9 protein-coding genes and 1 pseudogene are annotated in these 18,787 nt (G+C 36.4%); all 10 read left to right on the top strand.

What is annotated here, in order from left to right; all coding sequences use genetic code 11:
* Nucleotides 1-94 precede the first annotated feature (94 nt).
* The 10 genes and pseudogenes from AC2A1C_RS08785 (at nucleotide 95) to AC2A1C_RS08740 (ending at nucleotide 18,599) form a co-directional block, all read left to right on the top strand.
* The gene (locus tag AC2A1C_RS08785; protein WP_484025333.1) at nucleotides 95-5,296 is read left to right on the top strand and encodes a beta strand repeat-containing protein; all 5,202 of its coding nucleotides are present in this window, start codon (nucleotides 95-97) and stop codon (nucleotides 5,294-5,296) included.
* 23 nt (nucleotides 5,297-5,319) lie between these two features.
* Nucleotides 5,320-5,877, top strand: coding sequence for a hypothetical protein (locus AC2A1C_RS08780; protein ID WP_484025332.1), 558 nt, complete (start codon nucleotides 5,320-5,322; stop codon nucleotides 5,875-5,877).
* A 160-nt stretch (nucleotides 5,878-6,037) separates the two neighbouring features.
* A complete protein-coding gene (locus AC2A1C_RS08775) occupies nucleotides 6,038-6,409 on the top strand; it encodes a hypothetical protein (protein ID WP_484025331.1) in 372 nt (123 codons plus the stop codon).
* Nucleotides 6,410-6,484: 75 nt separating this feature from the next.
* The gene (locus AC2A1C_RS08770) at nucleotides 6,485-6,754 is read left to right on the top strand and encodes a YHS domain-containing protein (RefSeq protein WP_484025330.1); all 270 of its coding nucleotides are present in this window, start codon (nucleotides 6,485-6,487) and stop codon (nucleotides 6,752-6,754) included.
* Complete coding sequence (locus AC2A1C_RS08765; RefSeq protein WP_484025329.1) at nucleotides 6,741-7,424, top strand: SCO family protein; 684 nt, start codon at nucleotides 6,741-6,743, stop codon at nucleotides 7,422-7,424. Before AC2A1C_RS08770 ends, AC2A1C_RS08765 begins: the two co-directional genes overlap by 14 nt.
* Before the next feature lie 17 nt (nucleotides 7,425-7,441).
* Nucleotides 7,442-8,101, top strand: a pseudogene (locus AC2A1C_RS08760) (superoxide dismutase); the annotation flags it as partial.
* 1,081 nt (nucleotides 8,102-9,182) lie between these two features.
* Complete coding sequence (locus AC2A1C_RS08755) at nucleotides 9,183-12,323, top strand: glycoside hydrolase family 2 TIM barrel-domain containing protein (RefSeq protein ID WP_484025328.1); 3,141 nt, start codon at nucleotides 9,183-9,185, stop codon at nucleotides 12,321-12,323.
* Nucleotides 12,324-12,335: 12 nt separating this feature from the next.
* Nucleotides 12,336-14,219 carry an Ig-like domain-containing protein gene (locus AC2A1C_RS08750; RefSeq protein ID WP_484025327.1) on the top strand — a complete coding sequence of 628 codons (1,884 nt, stop codon included), beginning with the start codon at nucleotides 12,336-12,338 and terminating at the stop codon, nucleotides 14,217-14,219.
* A gap of 18 nt (nucleotides 14,220-14,237) precedes the next feature.
* On the top strand, nucleotides 14,238-15,065 hold the full coding sequence (locus tag AC2A1C_RS08745) for a glycoside hydrolase family 16 protein (protein WP_484025326.1): 828 nt from the start codon (nucleotides 14,238-14,240) through the stop codon (nucleotides 15,063-15,065).
* A gap of 108 nt (nucleotides 15,066-15,173) precedes the next feature.
* Nucleotides 15,174-18,599, top strand: a complete 3,426-nt coding sequence (locus AC2A1C_RS08740) for a hypothetical protein (RefSeq protein ID WP_484025361.1) — start codon at nucleotides 15,174-15,176, stop codon at nucleotides 18,597-18,599.
* Nucleotides 18,600-18,787 lie beyond the last annotated feature (188 nt).

Here is an 18,787-nt window from a genome sequence, read left to right as displayed (position 1 = left end):
AGAATACAAAATTTCAGGTTTTCGGAATCTTTAATACTCGATAATGGTTTTTCACTTTGCTGTTGTTCAAAAAAAATAATTTTAAAAATATAAAATGGAATCAATATTTATTAACTATAAAAAACTAAAAGCAACTTTATTGCTTTTGCTAACAGCATCAATTAAAAATACAGTGAGACCACTCCTACCCCTAATGATTTTGCTTGTAAATAGTTTTGCTTTTGCGGCAAACTATTACGTAAAACAAAATGCCACAGGTAGCGGAAACGGATCCAGTTGGGATAATGCGGCTGGAGGTTCTGCTGCCATTATAACTGCCTTTAATAACGGGGACAATGTATATGTAGCAGCGGGTACTTACAATTCTTGGGGAACTGCTGCGGGAACTCCTATGAATCTTACCTTAGCTTCGCATTTTATACAAGGAGGGTTTCCTGCAAATGCTACTGGAACGGATCTTTCCGGTTATAATCCTACTGCTAATGTTACTATTTTTTCGGAATCTAGCCGAGGCTTTTTTAATAAGACAACCGCTCCTAATACCTCGTTTACTTTAAAAGGAATTTATTTTTCCAATAATAGTAAAACAGGAAATGGTACCATTGTTTATATTGATGGTACTTCTACCGCAACTTATACCTTGAATATCGAAGATTGTACATTTTTCAGAAATTCTTCAACAGCAAACGGGATGATCTATCTTACTACGTTTGATAACGATGCAAATGATACTTTTAACTTTAAAAATTGTACCTTCAAAGACAATACCGTAGCTACTTCAGGAGGAGGAATTTATATAACTTCTGTAGGAGGAAACGTAACCAACAACGGAAAAAGACTAATACAAAGCTGTTCTTTCTCCCGTTCTTCCCCTACTATTACAGCCGCTGCAACTAACGGAGGAGCGGTGTATATTACTTCATCGGATGCATGGACACTTGATGGGGTAACAATGTGTAATTTCGGAACAACTGCAGAAGGAGGAGCAGCTTATATTACCTCTTCTGATAATAATATTGTGAAGAACTCTACCTTCAACCAAAATTTTGCATACACCAATGGAGGTGCATTATATTTTTCTACTTCACAAAATAATCTCGTAGATAATTGTACCTTCTATGAAAATCTTACTAATAGAGCATCTTCTTATGGTTCTGCTTTATACCTTACCTCGGTTACTAATTTTACAATAACCAACTGTATATTTAAAGCCAATACTAACATCCCCCCTGCATTAACGGGTCAATCTGCAGGAGGCGGAGCTATTTTTGTATCAACAGGTAACAATGTAAGCATTAGCGGAAGTAAATTTCACGATAATCAAACCGGAGGTCTAGATGGTGGTGGCGCTATTTACACCGCAAGCACTTCTTTAAGCATTTCTAATTGTGAATTTTATAAAAACTCAAATATTTGTACATCTACAAGTAGCCATGGTGGTGCTATTAGACAAGTAGCCGCAGCCGGATCTCTTAGTATTTCCAATTCTACTTTCTATGAAAATTCTGTTACCGGAGGTGACGGTAGTGCATTATATTTAGAAGCAACTACTAATAGTATTTCCAACACTGCTTTTGCTAAAAATACTTGCGCTTCTACAAGAAATGGAGGGGCAATATTTGGTACAGCAGGTACTGTAAATATGACGGGAGGTGTTCGTTTTTGTGATAATACCAAAGGGACAAGCAACAATGTATTGGGAAGTGATTTTGTTAGGTCTGGTGGCACTTTTGCATTCTCCGGAACCGGTAATTCCGTACAACTTCCACAAGCAAGTTATATTCCTGCTGTGAATTATACTTTTGGTGCGGGTTCAACCACTTTTAATGTTCCGGCGTGTGCGTCGTATACTGCCCCAACTGCAATTACAGCTCTACCTTCGTCTTGTCGAGAAACATCGCAACCATTCACTTGTCAATCCGGTATTGCATATCAGTCTGCGGGAGATTCTAGTTCTCCTTCAAGTCTTTATTCTTACAATATTAATACTGGTATTAGAACCATTTTATTTACATTGACTCAACAAATTAACAGTTTAGTTTATAATGATGTTGATAATTATCTTTGGGGAACGGTTAACAATACTAATAAATTGATTAAAATAGGCTCTAATGGACTTGCCGAAGAATATACCATTACAAACTTACCTAATGGCGTTAATTATACTTGGGGAGGTTTAATACCAGGAGGATATATGGTTTTTGGAACTATAAGTGGTAGTAGTTATTACGTTGTGGACATCAATCCGAGTAGAAGTACTTATCTACAACTGGTTGATCCAACCAATGGTTTCGTTCTGGATAGTACTGCTCCTTATGGCACTACTATTTTGATAGGAGGAAGTGGAGGTCTTTTTTCGAATGACCTTGTATACGTACCAAGTGCAGGAAGATTTTACGGAATAGGAAATCCATCGAACGCAGCTAATAATAGAAGATTGATAACTTTAAATCCGCTTACTGGTGCTGCATCTGCAAGTGGTTCTCAAATTACTGGTTTTTCAGCATCAGAAGCAAGTTCTTTTGGTTCTGCATTTGCAGACTCCAATTCAAATTTATATGTCTTTGGAAACGATACTGGTAATTTTTATAAGGTAAATATTTCAACTTTAAGTGCTACCACTATCTCTACTTCTACACCTGCTTCTAATAACGATGGAGCTAGCTGTCCTAACGCAGTATTAAGCATTGATATAAGTGGAAATGTGTACAATGATACGAATGGGTTGTCTGACTCTACGGTAAATGGTACAGGAACCAATGCTGGTACTACACTTTATGCTATATTGTATGATAATACTAACGGACAAGTTGCCAAAACTATTACAGTCCCATCATCTGGTCAATTTACATTTTCTGCCACTCCGGGAAATTCCTATACCGCATATGTAACTACCGTAGCAGCAACCATAGGACAAACCTCTGTTCCTGCCGTAACTTTACCAACGAGCTGGATGAGTACTGGCGAGTATTTTGGTTCGGGAGCGGGGAATGATGGTACTGCAAATAGCATTCTACCTTTGGGTACTATTAATACTAGTGTAACCAATGCAAATTTTGGTATTTCTCTTGCTGGGTATATTTATGTACACAAAAAAACATTAGATGAGTCTTCCAGTATAAATTTCACTTTTAACGTAACAGGTGGCAGTACATCTGTACCTAGTTTTATACTGAATGATAACCCTACTCAATTATCTATGAGAGACATTGGATCATCTGCCAATGGAAGACTTTATGCAGTAGGTGGTACAGGTGCTACTAACACTATTTATTACAGAGATCTTGGCTCAAACGCTTGGACTGCTGTACCTGTTACAAATGCCTCCAGAATAGATGGAGGTGCTGGAAATACAGCTTATATTGTCACTTCAACAGGTAATGTATTGTATTACGATGGTTCCACTATTACTACCATCGCTACCAGTGCAAACCTTGGAGGTTCTTCAGCCACAGACATAGGGAGTACTTGGGGTAACCAGCCTTATTGTATCGCCGGTGGAAGAATCTATCGTTATAGCGGATCTGGTACGACTTGGTCTCAGATTGGCACTTCAACTACCAATGTATATATTGATGGAAATCCATCTACAGGAAATATTCTGGTTTCCAGAAGTGATAATTTAGTTTATAATGTAACAAGCGCTGGAGTATCAACTTCATTGGGCAGCCCAGCTAGTACTTCAGGTTCTGCTTTAGATATTGCAGTGGATAATTTAGGTAATATTTATTCGTCTTATTCTACACCGTCAGCTGCTGTCTTTGTATACAAATGGACAAGTGGCACCACTTGGGGTTCTGCAGAAGTTACCGGAAGAGGAGGTCTTAACATTACTGGAGGTATCGGTGGACAAATGTGGATGATTGCCTCTGGAAACCTTTCTATTGCCCCTCCTTATGGTAATATTTTCTCTCGTTCATTGGACGGAAGTACCGTTTGGTGGATAGATGACGAAAGAGTACGTACCAGCCCTACTAATGGTAATTCTATAATGCTTGCTGTTACACCAGGAACCTACACAATAAGTGAAGCAGTTCCTTCTGGATGGAGTCTTCAAGATATTTTACTTTATGATCCTACTAGTAATTCTACGTCTAATTTAATTAGTCAATCTGCTTCTATTGTAGTGACTGCCAGTGAGACTGTGCATGCTATTTTTTCTAATGGCAATATCGCCAATCCTTTTGCAATGACAACCAATTGTTCAGTATCCTATACCGAAAATTTTGGAACAGGCTCTACGGGAGCCTATGGTGCTGCTCTTACAGGGCAAACCAGCTACCATTATATTGGAAATTCTACACCGGCAGCAGACGGATATTATAAGGTAATTACCCGAACTAACCCTGAATTTGCTTCTTGGGCTACCACAATGTTCGATCATACATCTAACAATGGTACGGGTCAGATGATGGTAGTTAATGCCTCTTATGACCAAAACGAATTTTTCCGTCGTCGCTTTACCGGCTTAATTGTTGGGGCTACTTATAGCTTCTCTGTGTGGGTAGCAAGTATAAGCTCCTCTACTGTAAGTCCTAATGTAAATTTTAAAGTTGTAAACCCTTCTACATTTGCGAATATAGCTACTTCTGCTACAGGAAATATTACCTCAGTCGGAGTATGGAATCAATACACACTTTCATTTGTAGCAATTACTACAGATATTGATCTCGTTATTCAAAACAATGCTATTGGTGGAAATGGTAACGATTTAGCATTGGATGATATTAGTTTTCAACTATCTCCACCAAACGCACCAACTACAACGGTTACTAATGTAAATGGCTCAACTTTAGGTACTATTACGGTTAATTCTCCAGTAGGCAGTGTTTACGAGTATAGTATAAATGGAACCAGTTGGCAATCTTCCACAAATTTTACCAATCTTGCTGCTGGAACTTATACTGTTTATGTACGCTACACAGGAACTACAAATTGTATCGCTTCTAAATTAGATGTAGTGAGCGTTACTACGCCTACCTATTGCTACAAAAACCCAATAATAGTTACCGATGGTTCAGAACTTTCAACTCCGTTTGGAATTACATCCTTAGGAAGAGCAGGAGCAGATAATGGAAACTGGCCAATGGTAAGAAAAGGAGCATGGATGACTTTAGAAGCTAAAACCAAAGGGTTTGTGGTAAACAGAGTCAGCTTTACAGGAGGGAATCCGGATGGTATTCCTACCACAAATTTTGTAAAAGGAATGATGGTGTATGATACGACCAACAACTGTCTGAAAATCTACACCGGTACTGTGTGGAGCTGCTTTACAACACAGGCTTGTCCGGACTAATCTATTAATTAATACAAGAAACAATGAAAAAATATATTGCATTGGGTATTTTGCTTACAGTTTTCTACAGCAAAGCTCAGATCGTTATTGGAAGTAATCCGACAGCCGTAACCAACTCTTCGGTTTCATTAGAGTTTTCATCAAGTAACAGGGGGGTGATCGTTCCTTGGGTAACCAGCGCAGCATCCGTAACAGATGTTGTTGCAGGAACCATAATATTCGATACCAATGATAAAATCTTTAAATACAGGAATAACTCCACTTGGGTAGCGTTATCAAAAAATGAAAATACCACCATCGGAACAACCTCTGTAGATACTACAGGTGTGGTCGATACCACTCTTCAGGATTCTGCAACCGAGAAAACGTCGGCCAAAACGTTAATCGGAGGAAATCCCTCAACCGATACTACTCCCGGTATTTTGGTGTTAGGTGATACCGACAAAGCGATGATATTACCAAAAGTGGCGTCTCCGCACCTTAATATCAAAAATCCGGCAGCCGGAATGATGGTCTATGATACCGTAAAAGACCAACTCTGCATTTTCAATGGAAAAGTATGGGCTTTCTGGAAACCGTAAAAAGTATTGATAGAACTATTTGATAAAATCCTGCATTTTTTGCAGGATTTTTCTTTGTAAGAAAAAATGATTTTCAACAAACATCATTATTATCACTTATGACATATATCACCGATCAAAATCACCTAAACTCATTATCTTTGTTGTGTAAAGTAGATATTTGAAATTTATTTTTTCCATATTCATTATTCTTACCATTGCATTGCGTCCGGTTTTGCCTTTGATAGATTATGCTTCAAATTATAACTTTATTGTAAAAAATCTTTGCGAAAACAGAAAAAAGCCGCAACTGATGTGCAACGGAAAATGCTATCTCGCCAAAGAAATGGCAAAAACTTCCGAAAATTTTCCAAAACAAGAAAACCAAAAAATGAACAAATCCGGATTTTCCGATTCTTTTATCATAAAAGATATTTTTATTTTTTCTGATTTTTCTTGTGATGCAGTCAATAATTCAAAGCTAAATTCCTACTTAGCATTATTCTATAACTTCTCTTTAGATTTATCTGTTTTTCATCCACCTCTGATTTAATTTTTTGACTCCGTATTTATAGCTTTCTTTCTACAGAAGACATCATTTATTATTTAATTAAATCAAATTTTTGAAATGAAAACCTATCTTTTAATGATACTTTTATCAGTATCCACATTATCTTGTAAACAAGAAACACCAAAAGTAAAGCAGATAAAAAAAATGAAACCTGAAACCAATTTAAAAAATATAAAAGTAGTAAATACGGAAGATCCTATCTGCCAAATGAAAACTGCCGAATTTCTAGAAGATACCGTACTATACAAAAATAAAACATACGGATTTTGCAGTGATCATTGCAAAACAGAATTCCAGAAAAATCCAGAAAAATATGCTCAAAAATAAGAAGAAACAAAGCTCTTCTAAAAATAAAATCATTATACCTTTAGTTATTTTTAGCATCCTTTTTTTAGGGATAGGATTAGGAATGTCCTATTTCCAAAAAAATCTTTATACAGTGATGAAGATTCCGGATTTTGAATTAATAGACCAAAACGGGGAAAAAATCACCGATAAAGATATGCTGGGAAAAGTCTATCTGGTGGAGTTTTTTTACAGCCGTTGTCCTACGATTTGTCCGGTGATGAATAAAAATATGAAATACATTCAGGATGAAATCAAAAGTCCCGATTTTGGAATCATTTCCATTTCCATCGATCCTTCACACGATACTTCCGAAATTTTGAAAACCCATGCAAAAAAGGTAGGAGCTACTTCTCCTAACTGGCATTTTCTTACCGGAAATAGAGATTATATTGGTAAATTAGCCAATGAATTTAATATCTATGTAGGCGATAAAGAAGACGATGCAGAAAGTCTCAATCATAGTGGGATGATTGCTTTGGTGGATAAAGAAGGTAATTTGCGGTCAAGATTTGATGATAACAATATGCCTATTCTTTATTATTCAGGACTGAATTATGAAGATGCGGAAGGCAAAACTCCAAATCTACATGGAAAATATCATCCCGACAGAGAAAAATTAATAGAAGACATTCAAAAACTTTTAAAATAATAATCAACATAAAAAACATGAAAATATTCACATTAGCCGCAGCAAGTGTACTGATGACTGCACAGTTTGTATCGGCACAGTTTACGCAAACACCACTACCCTATGCTTACAATGCACTAGAAGGCTCTATTGATGCTCAAACTATGGAAATCCATTACTCCAAACATGCAGCAGGATATGTCAATAACCTGAATAAAGCCATTGCTGGAACACCAATGGAAAAAGAAAGTATAGAAAAAATTCTTTCACATATTTCCAAAGAAACGTCTGTAATAAGAAATAATGCAGGTGGACATTACAACCACGAGTTGTTTTGGACGATGCTTACACCCGAAAAAAACACGCAACCTTCCGAAAAACTAGCAAAAGCCATCAACGAAAGTTTTGGAAATTTGGAAACCTTTAAAGAAAAAGTGAGCAAAGCAGGTGCAGATCGGTTCGGTTCAGGTTGGGCTTGGTTGGTAGTAACGCCGGAAAAAAAATTAGCCATTACTTCCACTGCCAATCAGGATAATCCGTTGATGGATGTTGCAGAAGTAAAAGGAACACCTATTTTAGGAATTGATGTTTGGGAACACGCGTATTATCTTAAATACCAAAACAAAAGAGCAGATTATCTCACCGCGATCTGGAATGTCCTCAATTGGAAAGAAGTAAGCCGAAGATATGAAGCCGCAACTAAAGGACGTTTTGACGATTGGCAAGCTCTGAAAGATTTTCACGGCGTAATGTCACAAACGTTTCATCCAAGTGAAGAAGGAAATCTACAACCCATCAAAACAAGAATTGGAGAAATGGTTACCAAAGCCAAAACCCTTCAATCTTCTTCCATTCCGGCAGAATTTAACAAATCTGGCGTTAAAGAATCTCTTGACAATCTGGTAAAAGGAAGTCAAAATTTGGAGAAAAAAATCAAGAAAAAAGCCTCTGACAAAGACATTACCCAATCTTTAAGTGAAATCCACGATACTTTCCACACCATTATAGGATTGTGTACTGCGGAAGACAAGCACGATCATTAATTTTAAATTCAAACCTCATAGACTTTAAAAAATCTATGAGGTTTTTTTTGAAATCTCTTTTCAAACCTTCCAATTTTTTAATTTTTTTGGCAATCCCCTTTACCCGGCTTATCCCGTCGCTCGGGTCGGGCTGTCCGTTCATATCTTTTGCTTTGCCATCCCATTTCCCTTAGCAAAAGCAAAAGGATAACCGCTTCCATCCCTATTGCGGAAATAAGCACCCAAAATAATTTTAACAGCTCATATTATACAATCCTTGTATTTTGCCTTAAAAACAGATCATACATAAAATAGTATATGTCAAATTTTATTTTAAAATGATGGATATATAATGGAAATTGAACTCCAATTCATAAATAAAAAGCATCTAAAAATAACAGTTTTTCTGATGCAAAATTACCCTTTACAATATCGACATTTACTTTTGATAATATATGTTATGCTTTACTCAAGAAATTTTATGTAATTCATAAATTTTACTCAATTCGTCTAAATTTTTGGTATTTCCTATTGGCATCTAAATTCAAAAATCCTTTAAAATTTATTACCATTTATTTTTATTTTCAAAAAACCATTTTTTATAAATAATTAATAATCAATTATTTAATTCCTAAAAAATATGTATATCAAATGTATATACACAATAATTGTGTATTATCTCATAATGATATTATCTTTAGCAACAGCACATATGTACCTACCTAATAAAACTAAAATAAAAACAACATAATACTATATGAAAAGATTATACATCCTTTCTGTTTTTGTACTTAGCCAACTAATTTTTGCCCAAACACAAACTGTGAAAGTGGTAAATAATAATGACGGACAAAAGCTACTGATAGATGAAAAGCCATTTATGGTTAATGGAATGAACTGGGATTATTTCCCTGTAGGTACCAATTACAATTATTCACTTTGGAATCAGCCCGATGATTTTATCCAAAAAGCATTGGATGATGAAATGGGGTTGTTGAAAAATATGGGAGTGAATACCATAAGAGTATATTCAGGTATTCCTAAAAAATGGATTACCTATATCTACGAAAATTATGGAATCTATACCATGCTCAATCACTCTTTCGGCAGATATGGACTTACCATTGACGGAGTTTGGACACCAATTACACATTATGACGACAAAAAAACTCAAGAGCTTTTAATGTCTGAAGCAAAACAATTGGCTACCCAATATAAAAACACACCCGGCTTACTTTTGTATCTACTTGGAAATGAAAATAATTACGGTCTTTTCTGGCAAGGTGCGGAAACCGAAGATTTTCCAGATGATGAAGAGCAAAAAAAATTCATCGGTGAGAAACGTGGAAGACCAATGTATCAGTTGATGAATGAAGCAGCAAAAACCATGAAATCTTTAGACGGTTCGGTTCCTGTTGCAATATGTAATGGAGATTTGCTTTTTCTCAACATTATTAATGAAGAATGTAAAGATGTAGATATTCTTGGTATCAATTCTTATCGTGGTGTTTCTTTCACCGACTTGTTCGACAGGGTAAAAAAAGAATGCGGAAAACCGGTTCTTTTTACAGAATTTGGAGCTGATGCATTCAACGAATTATCCCAACAGGAAGATCAAGATGCACAATCGTACTATTTGAAAGGAAATTGGCAAGAAATCTATGAAAATGCTGCCGGAATGGGTAAAGCCGGAAATTCTATCGGTGGTTTTACCTTCCAGTTTAGTGATGGTTGGTGGAAGTACAAGCAAACCGAAGATTTGGACGTACACAACTCCAATGCTTCATGGGGTAATGGTGGTTATATCAAAGACTTTAAGAAGGGACAAAACAATATGAATGAAGAATGGTTCGGAATTTGTGCCAAAGGAAAAACCGATGCTTCAGGTCATTATCAACTCTATCCGAGAAGCGCATACTATACTTTAAAAGAAATTCATCAATTTAATCCTTACAATAATAGCGCTGCTAAATCCGGAAATGCGGTTCAGTCTTACTTCGGAAATGTTAATCTTGCCGATGCACAACTCAGAGCAAGAGGAGACAAAGCAGCTTTGAAAGGTGAAAGCAGTGATTTAATAAAAATCAGCCAACTGAGAGCAGATTTTACCACCTTCAATACAGGAGGAAGCCTTACAGAAACTCCAAAAGATAAATCAGACGCTTATACCAAATATCCTAACAAACAAGGTTTTGATCACATGCAATCATATTATATTGGAGTTGAGGGAAATCCGACTGCCAATATGAGAGCCAATGTGAATTTTAATATTTTGGGTAATGTAGCAGAAAATCCTATCGACCAGATTTTCTATGAAAACAGAGGAAGACCTATTAAAGTGATGAATGCAGACGGAACAATTACTGAAATGAGAGATCTTAACAGGGTACAAGTATACAGCGCAAGTTATAATTGGAATCACAAAAATTTTGATCTTCATGGGTTCTACAGAACAGGACATTATCATTGGGGTTATGAAGGCGATATTTTTGGATTATATCCGGAAGCCAATTATGGTCCTAACATGGATATCTACAACGGAGAAGCTCCTTTCGGATTTGAATTCACAGGAAAAAAAGAGATCAATGGACTGAAAGTAGCCTTTGGACCAGAACTTTGGTGGGGAGCAAACCCTGCGTTTTTAGTAAAATATTCTAAAAACTTAGGAAAATTTAATGTTACCGGAATTTTCCACGAAGATTTAGATCAAAGAGGAGATTCGCAAAGTTCATTTGCCGTTCCACAACCTAAAACCAGAAGAGCAACTTTAGCCATTCAAAGAAAATTAGGCAAATTTGCTATTGATTTAGGAGGGATTTGGGCAGGTCAGCCTCTTAACGGAAGAGATTTCCAACTCTACAGAGACGGAAATATTTACCAAGATCAAGTCAACAATAAAGATAACTGGGGAGGAAAAGCCAAATTCACATACAACGGAGGAAAATTCAATTGGTATGCACAAGGAGCAGTAATGGGATTGGTAGCCAATGGAGGAGCAGATTATACTCAAACATTTACAGGTTGGAGACTGAAAGACAGTGGAAGTGGAAACCAATATAATTTTCTTACTGGTTTTACCTATAAAATCGGAAATTTAGAAATTGCCCCTAATTTCCTTTGGCAAAAACCTATTGAAGGGCCAGTTCCTACCACTGCACCAGCACCGGGAAGACCAAGAAATATTCTGGAAGATCCTTTTGTAGTAAGAGCAAACAGAGAACAGACTGCCGGAGAAATTCTATTTACCTACGACCCAACTCCTGCAACGTGGATGTACGCTTGGGATAGTGATAGAACAGAAGATGCTCCATTTGCATTCAGTACAGGTTTTGTTTACAGACATTTGCCAACTACGCAAGATGCTGCCATTGGTATTTTGGGAGACGGAAGATCATTATTTGCATTCCCGGGAGCAGCGCCAGCTACGGATCTTTGGGAAGCCAATGCCAGAATTGTTTCTAAAATTTCACACGATTTCGGTGTTATAGCTAATATTTACGGAGGAACAGGACAAGCCAACGGAAGCGACTCCCGTAAAATAGAAAGATTCGGGTTAGATGTAAGAACCATTTACAAAAAAATGAAACTAATCACCGGATTCAAATTAAACGATTGGGGACCTTATGATTATCACCGAGATTTTAACCAAACCTACCCGATGCAATTGATGGGAGACCTTTCTCTCGAAATAGGAAAACCGGATTGGTGGATTCTTCCGGGAACAAGAATAGGTGTTAGAGGAACGTATAGAACTCTTAACAAATACTCTCCACGTTATGCCCCTACTTATTCTGTAGATGCAGCCGGAGATTGGGTTCCAGATCCTTTAGCAATCGGATTCCCGGATGGAAACGAATGGGAAATAAGAACATACATTCAAATCAATATTGGTAAATAATTTTTATACGAAATGAAAAATATATTCAAACATAAATTCGCCAAGACATTATTAGGTTTTTCACTTTTAATGACAATAGGCTGCCAAAGAGACATCAGTGAACTTGAATCTGCAGAATATTCCAAAAATCCGGAAGTTTTTATTGATGCATTCAGTTCCGGGCTTAATTATTCTGCATTTGGAGGAGCAGATCCAAAAGCCTTTGATGTAGATGCAGAAGTAAAATATGCAGGAACAAAATCTATGAAATTTGCTGTTCCGGACTACGGAAGCCCAAATGGAGCTTATGCTGGAGGAAGTTTTTATACGTCTGTAGGCAGAGACTTATCCGATTATAATGCATTAACTTTTTGGATCAAGGCTACACAGTCTGCTAATATAGATGTGATAGGCTTTGGAAACGATTTTGGAGAAAACAAATATCAGGTTTCCATTTCTGCACTTCCTGTAAATACCAATTGGAAAAAAGTAATCATCCCAATTCCCGATCCTTCAAAATTAAAAATGGAAAAAGGAATGCTTTTCTATTCCGAAGGTCCTGAAAACAACAAAGGCTACACGTTTTGGATAGATGAAGTGAAATTTGAAAAACTAGGAACTATTTCTTACCAATCTGCTTCTATTCTTAATGGAAATGACAAGACCATCACTTCTTTTGTAGGAGTTAATAATAAAATTGACAGTCTTACGGCAAATTATAGTATGCCAAACGGAGCGACACAAGCTATTAACCTTACACCGTATTATTTTAATTTTAAATCTTCTAATGCCACCGTTGCCACAGTTGATACAGTTGGAAATGTAGCTACTGTTGGTGCAGGTTCATCTGTAATCACCGCAACTTTAGGAAACAATACCGCAACAGGAAGCCTTACTATTAATTCTTCCGGTAACTTTGTACACGCTCCTACACCTACACAACCTTCGGATAAAGTAATTTCACTTTTTAGCGATGCTTATACCAATGTTCCGGTAGATTATTACAATGGATATTGGCAACCTTATCAAACCACACAATCTGCAGATTTTACGGTAGGCAGCGATCATGTTCTTAACTATACCAATTTCAATTTTGTGGGTATTCAGACCAGTAATCCTACTATAAATGCGAGTTTGATGTCTAATTTACATTTTGATTTTTATTTTCCTAATGCTATTGCAGCAGGATCTAATCTAAAAATTCAGGTGGTAGATTTTGGCGCAGATGGTGCTTATGGAGGAGGTGATGACAAAACAGGAGAATATACCATTGCTGGAACATCATTAGCTTCCCAAACCTGGAAAAGTTTTGACATAAAACTTTCGCAGTTTGCAGGACTTAGTACAAAAGCTCACATCGGACAAATTGTTTTCGTAGGAACTAACATCTCTAACTTCTATGCAGACAATATCTATTATTATAATGATGGAAGTATAATTCCTGCAACACCAACAGCAGCTGCACCTACACCAACTCATACTGCGGCAAGCGTTCTTTCAATTTTTAGCGATGCATATACTAATGTTTTGGGAACAGATTTTAATCCGTATTGGCAACAATCAACTGTAGTATCTCAGCTTCCAATTGCAGGAAACAATACACTAAAATATGCAGGACTTAATTATCAGGGAACTCAGTTTGCAAGCCCTCTGAATGTATCTTCTTATGGGTTTATTCATATAGATTATTATACAGCTAATTCTACGAGTTTGAAATTCTATCTAATTAGTCCTGGTCCGGTGGAAACTCCATACTCTTTATCCGTACCTTCCGGAATAGGAACGAATACCAATGGCTGGAAAAGTGTAGACATTCCTTTATCTGCTTTTTCACCGGTTGTACTTAGCAATATTATTCAATTCAAAGTAGATGGAAACGGAGATATTTTCTTTGATAATATTTATTTCCACAACTAAAATTTTAAAAGAACAATTATGAAATATTTATATAAAAATAAAATTTTAAAGCTTCTTGCAGTTTCTGCGTTTTTATTTTCGATGAGTTCCTGTGACGAAGAATCCGTACAAACCTTGCCCGAAAGAAATTTTGAAATGGTTTGGAGTGATGAGTTCAATGGTACAGCAGGAAGTTTGCCCGATGCTACAAAATGGGCGTTTGATTTGGGGAACGGAAATAACGGTTGGGGAAATCAGGAGTTGCAGTCTTATACCAATTCTACCAATAATATTTCTTTAGACGGAAACGGAAACCTTGTTATTACCGCAAGAAAAAACGGAAATGCCTTCACTTCGGCAAGAATAAATACCAAAACTCTTTTTTCTCATGCCTATGGAAAAGTAGAAGCAAGAATAAAAACACCTTATGGACCCGGAATTTGGCCTGCTTTCTGGATGTTGGGAGACAATATTGATTCTGTGTCATGGCCTAATTGTGGAGAAATTGACATCATGGAATTAAAAGGAAATGCCCCAAATGTAATCTACGGATCTTTACACGGACCGGGATATTCCGGAGGAAGTGCTAAAACCAAACCTTATGGTTTACAAAACGCTCGTTTCGATCAGGATTTCCATGTTTTTGGAGTAGAATGGAAGGAAAATCAAATTGATTTTTTTGTAGACGGATATCTTTATCAAAGAGTAACCTCTAATGATGTTTCCGGAGAATGGGTTTACAATCATCCTTTCTTCCTGATTCTAAACCTTGCCGTTGGTGGAAATTTTGTCGGCTTTCCTACCGATGGAACTTCTTTTCCACAAAATATGTACATCGATTATGTAAGGGTTTACAAAGCAAAATAATTAAAAAAAAAATACTAAAAACCTCATAGATTTTGAAAAACTATGAGGGGTGTAAAGTGGACATTTTATGCTTCCACAGGGATTCTCTACAACTTTTTTTACAAGAAAATGCAAATTATTAATTCATATCAACGCGAGACAAATTTGGACACAGAAACGATAAATGGAGAAGTTTTTTTCAAAATTTCCAATGCAGAAGATTTACGTCCGTTTTTCATGACCATTGTAAGTGACTCCAATCATTGGATGTTCGCTTCCAGTAATGGCGGAATTACGGCAGGAAGAAAAAATTCGGAATTTGCCCTTTTCCCGTATTACACCGATGATAAGGTCACAGAATCTGCGGAAATTACAGGCAGCAAAACCATCATTCGAATTGAAAAAAATGATAGAATTTTAATCTGGGAACCTTTTTCTGTAAGAAACGAAGGAGTATTTCAGATTACCAGAAATGTGTATAAGAATGAATTTGGGAACAAGCTGATTTTTGAAGAAATTAATGAAGATTTACAACTCTCTTTTTCGTATGAATGGAATAACAGCAACGAGTTTGGGTTCATCAAAAAATCAAAACTGAAAAATCATTCCGAACAAAAACAAAAAATCGCCATTTTAGACGGATTGCAAAATATTTTACCTTATGGAATCGGCAGCGATTTGCAAACACGTGTCAGCAATTTGGGAGATGCCTACAAACGTACCGAATTAGAAGAAAAATCTGGACTCGGAATTTTCGCACTCAGTGCCATTATTGTAGATAAAGCCGAACCAAGCGAAGCCTTGAAAGCAAACACTGTTTTCTCCATCGGAACTGAAAATCCAACGTATTTGTTGTCTTCGCTTCAATTGAAAAATTTCAGACAAGGCGAAAAAGTTGTTCAAGAAACGGATATTAAAGGCGAAAAAGGAGCGTATTTTATTGTAGAAGAAGCAGAAATTTCTCAAAATTCTGAAAAAGAATGGCTTTTTGTAGCGAATGTTAATCAATCTCAATCAGCAATTATTGAATTGGTTGAATGCATTAAAAACGATAATAACCTGTTTCAAAAAATTCAAAGCGATATTGATTTAGGTACCGAAAATCTCAAAAAATTAGTAGCTTCTGCCGACGGTTTGCAATTTACCAACGACGATTTGCGAGACAGCCGACATTTTTCCAACACCTTGTTCAACATTATGCGTGGTGGAATTTTCGATGATAATTACCAAATCGAAAAGTGGGATTTCTCAAAATACATTGAAAAAGCCAATTACGAAGTTTTCAGAAATTCAAAAGAAATCATCAATCAACTTCCTGAGAGATTTTCTTTGTTTGAATTGAATGATGCTTTGAAAAATGCTGAAAACGCTCATTTTATAAGACTTTCTAAAGAATATTTACCACTCAAATTTTCCCGTCGTCACGGCGATCCTTCCCGTCCTTGGAACAAATTTTCCATCAATACCAGAAGTGAAATTGATGGTTCTAAAATCTTGGATTTCGAAGGAAACTGGCGTGATATTTTCCAAAATTGGGAGGCTTTGGCGCATTCGTATCCGTATTTTATTGAAGGAATGATTTTTAAATTTCTGAATGCAACGACTTTTGACGGTTACAATCCATACCGAGTAACCAAAGACGGTTTCGACTGGGAAACGATAGAAGCAGACGATCCGTGGAGTTACATCGGTTATTGGGGCGATCACCAAATTATTTATTTGCTGAAATTTTTAGAATTTGCCGAAAACTACTTTCCAAATTCTTTAGAAACGCTTTTAGATCAAGAAATTTTTGTTTATGCGAATGTTCCGTACAAAATAAAATCTTACACCAAAATTCTGAAAAATCCGAAAGATACTATTGATTTTGATTTCGATTTGGATGAAAAAATCCACGAAAGAAGAAAAAAAATAGGTGGAGATGGAGCATTGCTTTGCGGCGAAAACGGAGAAGTTTTGAAGGTGAATTTCACAGAAAAAATATTGGCAACGGTTCTCGCTAAATTATCCAATTTCATTTTGGAAGGCGGAATCTGGATGAATACACAACGTCCGGAATGGAACGACGCCAACAATGCTTTGGTTGGAAATGGCGTTTCGATGGTTACGCTCTATTATCTAAGAAGAATGATGAAGTTTTTCCAATCTATTTTTGAAAATTCGACTTTGGAAAACGTGCAAATCTCCAGCGAACTGGTTGATTTTTACAAAAAAATACGAGAAGGTTTCCAAGAAAATCTTCATTTACTAGAAAGAAATATCAGTAACGAAGACCGCAAAAAAATCTTGGATTTATTCGGCGAAGCCGCTTCGGAGTATCGAAATCACGTTTATCAAAAAGGATTTTGGGGTAAAAAAAGAACCGTTTCTTTGGAAGGTTTAAGAAGATTTACCAATCTTTCTCTTCAGTTTTTGGAACATTCCATCAAAGCCAACGAAAGAAAAGACGGTTTATATCACGCTTATAATTTGATGACTTCCAACGAAAAATCCGTTGCAGTTTCCTATCTCAGCGAAATGTTGGAAGGACAAGTTGCCGTATTAAGTTCCCAATTTCTGACTTCCGAAGAAGCCTTAAAAGTTTTGGATGCGCTGAAAAATTCGGCTTTATTCCGCCCAGATCAGTACAGTTATTTGCTCTACCCTAACAAAAATTTAAAAGGATTTTTAGAAAGAAATGTTATACCGAAAGATTTAGTTCAGAAATCAACCTTGCTTCAACAATGGATTTCTGAAAAAAATACGCAAATCATCGAAAAAGATGTGCTAGGAAATTATCACTTCAACGGAAATTTCAAAAATGCAGGTGATTTAGAAGCAGGATTAAATTTATTAAATGTAGAAAACGAAGAAAAATCTTTGATTTTAGAAATTTTTGAAGAAGTTTTTAACCATAAAGAATTTACAGGAAGGAGCGGTACATTCTACGGTTATGAAGGTTTAGGCTCTATTTATTGGCACATGGTTTCCAAATTATTGTTGGCAGTAATGGAAGTTTGCCAAAAAGCCCTCAACGAAAATGCTTCGCCCGAAACGGTGGGAAGATTATTGGAACATTTCTACGAAATCAATGCAGGAATCGGCGTTCACAAATCTCCCGAATTGTACGGTGCATTTCCAACGGATGCGTATTCGCACACTCCTCTTACCAAAGGAGTCCAACAACCAGGAATGACGGGACAGGTAAAAGAAGATATTTTGAGCCGCTTTGGAGAATTAGGAATTGTGGTAAAAGACGGACAATTGCAGTTTAAGCCCGATTTATTAAGAAAAGAAGAATTCTTAACCGAAGAAAAAGCCATTGAATATTTTGATGTACAATCCAATGCTTCGTCGCTGAAATTACCCGAAAATTCTTTGTTTTTCACGAAATGCGAAGTTCCTGTTATCTATGAAATTTCGGAAAACGAAGGTTTGGAGATTTTTAATGAAAACGATGAGGTAAAAACAGTGAACGAACTCATCATCAACAAAGAAGACTCCGAAAATATCTTTAAAAGAAACGGGAAAATCTCTTTGATTAAGGTAAAAATTAGAAAAGAACAATTGAAATAAAAATTCAAATCAAGCCACGAAGTGGCGAAATAAAATAGCATTGGGTGAAGCCCAATGAAAATTAGAAAAAACAATTGAAATAATTAGTAACAGCCAGCCACGAAGTGGTGATATAAAACAGCATCGGGTAAAGCCCGATGAAAAGAATTTCAATGATTAATGAAATTGTTAAAATTAATACCAATCCT

It is taken from the genome of Chryseobacterium sp. HNCC26DJ241, from assembly GCF_057180505.1.
This window is presented reverse-complemented; position numbering and strand designations above follow the sequence as displayed.

Coding starts and splice junctions, on each gene's coding strand:
- AC2A1C_RS08785 (WP_484025333.1), top strand. CDS start 95: ATGGAATCAATATTTATTAACTATAAAAAACTAAAAGCAACTTTATTG.
- AC2A1C_RS08780 (WP_484025332.1), top strand. CDS start 5,320: ATGAAAAAATATATTGCATTGGGTATTTTGCTTACAGTTTTCTACAGC.
- AC2A1C_RS08770 (WP_484025330.1), top strand. CDS start 6,485: ATGAAAACCTATCTTTTAATGATACTTTTATCAGTATCCACATTATCT.
- AC2A1C_RS08765 (WP_484025329.1), top strand. CDS start 6,741: ATGCTCAAAAATAAGAAGAAACAAAGCTCTTCTAAAAATAAAATCATT.
- AC2A1C_RS08755 (WP_484025328.1), top strand. CDS start 9,183: ATGAAAAGATTATACATCCTTTCTGTTTTTGTACTTAGCCAACTAATT.
- AC2A1C_RS08750 (WP_484025327.1), top strand. CDS start 12,336: ATGAAAAATATATTCAAACATAAATTCGCCAAGACATTATTAGGTTTT.
- AC2A1C_RS08745 (WP_484025326.1), top strand. CDS start 14,238: ATGAAATATTTATATAAAAATAAAATTTTAAAGCTTCTTGCAGTTTCT.
- AC2A1C_RS08740 (WP_484025361.1), top strand. CDS start 15,174: ATGCAAATTATTAATTCATATCAACGCGAGACAAATTTGGACACAGAA.